Annotated in this window: 2 protein-coding genes and 1 pseudogene; 2 read left to right on the top strand and 1 reads right to left on the bottom strand. The window is 68.5% G+C overall.

Annotated features, from left to right (window positions below; genetic code table 11):
- Together AC1DYN_RS32360 and AC1DYN_RS32355 are read left to right on the top strand one after the other, a co-directional pair.
- Nucleotides 1–200 (top strand): annotated as a pseudogene (locus AC1DYN_RS32360) (hypothetical protein); the annotation flags it as partial.
- A 75-nt stretch (nt 201–275) separates the two neighbouring features.
- Nucleotides 276–683, top strand: coding sequence for a DUF2750 domain-containing protein (locus AC1DYN_RS32355; protein ID WP_477966867.1), 408 nt, complete (start codon nt 276–278; stop codon nt 681–683).
- Between the two features lie 22 nt (nt 684–705).
- Here AC1DYN_RS32355 and AC1DYN_RS32350 read toward each other — a convergent pair.
- On the bottom strand, nt 706–1725 hold a 1020-nt coding region (locus AC1DYN_RS32350; RefSeq protein ID WP_477966865.1), incomplete at its 5' end, for a hybrid sensor histidine kinase/response regulator.

Raw genomic sequence — 1725 nt, 5'->3', positions numbered from 1 at the left:
AAGTCGAGCTGGTGCTGCGCGCGGCCGATGTCCACAACACCACGCTGGACGCCGTCAGCCCGGGCCGGCTGGGCTGGGACGCCTTTCTGGTGCTCGATGCGCCGCCGTGCGACCGGCACGATGTGCGCTACGACCTGCATGCCACGCCGCCCCCGGTCGTCAAGACAGCACCCGCCACGTCACAGCCGTTCGTTAGGTGACAAACGCACCTCGTGCATCCTGATGGCGTATCCTGACGGCTGTGGGGCATCACGCCTCGATGGACTGGAGTGGTGATGAGCGAACAGATCATCTCGGCGATCACGCTGGGCGGCCAGCAGCTGGCGGCCGTCGTGACGCTGGCGGGACCGGAACGCTACGAGTATTTCATCCGGCGCGCGGCCGAGGCGCGCGAAGTATGGGGCCTGTACCAGGACGGCTGGGCGCTGGCCAAAACCGACGACGGCACCCTCGTGTTTCCAATGTGGCCGGCCAACGAATACGCCACGCTGTGCGCCGAATTCGAGTGGGATGGCTACGACGCGCAGGCGTTCTCGCTGGAAGAACTGATCGAAGAACTGCTGCCGCAGCTCGAAGAAGACAGTGTTTTGCCAGGCGTGTTCTATACGCCGGGCGACAAGGGCATCACGCCCACCGTGGCGCAGCTGATTGGCGACCTCGAGGACGAACTGCGCCGCAACTGACTGGCCTGGCGGGGCGCCGGCGTTACAAGCCGGCCAGCAGCGCCTCGACCACGTCGAGCTGCACCGGTTTGGTCAGGTGGTGGTCAAACCCCGCCTCGTTCGAGCGCTGGCGATCGCTCTCGGCGCCCCAGCCGGTCAGCGCCACCAGCACGATGTCTTCCAGGCCCGGCGTGGCGCGGATCGCGCGCGCCGTCTCGTAGCCGCTCATGCCCGGCATGCCGATGTCCAGAAACGCCACGCGCGGGCCGAACGCCTGCGCGACGGCCAGCGCCTCGTAGCCGTCGTGCGCCAATTTCGCCGTGTAGCCGGACATCTCCAGGATCATCGACAGCGTCACGGCCGCATCGACGTTGTCGTCCACCACCAGCACCTTCAGGCCGCCGGCCGCGTTGTCAAGCGCCGGCGCAGGTTCGCCTGGCGCGGGCGCGGCCTGTACTGCCTCGGCGGCCAATGGCAGGCGCACCGTGAAGATGCTGCCGGCATTGGCGCCGGCGCTGGTGGCGGCAACCGAGCCGCCATGCATCTCCACCAGGCGCCGCACCAGCGACAGGCCGATGCCCAGCCCGCCCTGCGAGCGGTCGACCGTGCGGCCGATCTGGCTGAACATCTCGAACACGCCGGCCAGCGCATCCGCCGCGATGCCCACGCCGCTGTCACGCACCGTGATCACGGCGTCAAGGCCATCGCGCCGCGCCGACAGGGCGATCTGCCCGCCCGGCGGCGTGTACTTGGCGGCGTTATTGAGCAGGTTGGCCACGACCTGTGCGATGCGGGTCGCGTCGGCGTCGACCGGCAGGGCCGCATCGGGCACGTCGACCGTCAATGCATGCTCGCCTGCGTCGATCAGCGGCATGCTCGTTTCAACCGCGCTGGCCAGGATGGCCGCCAGGTCGGTGCGCTGGCGCTTGAGTTCCAGCTTGCCGCCGCTGATGCGGGCGATGTCGAGCAGGTCGTCGATCAGGCGCACCATGTGCCCGACCTGGCGCTCCATCATGTCCCGTACCTTCGCGACGGCTGCCGGATTGTCGCCGCTCATGCGCAT

It is taken from the genome of Rhizobacter sp. P2_D12 (genome assembly GCF_056404395.1).
The sequence above is the reverse complement of the archived record's forward strand: the minus strand, read 5'-3'. Positions and strand labels throughout refer to the sequence as shown.

Bases quoted from the DNA above. Each gene is read 5' to 3' on its own strand.
- AC1DYN_RS32355 (WP_477966867.1), top strand. From the start codon at position 276: ATGAGCGAACAGATCATCTCGGCGATCACGCTGGGCGGCCAGCAGCTG.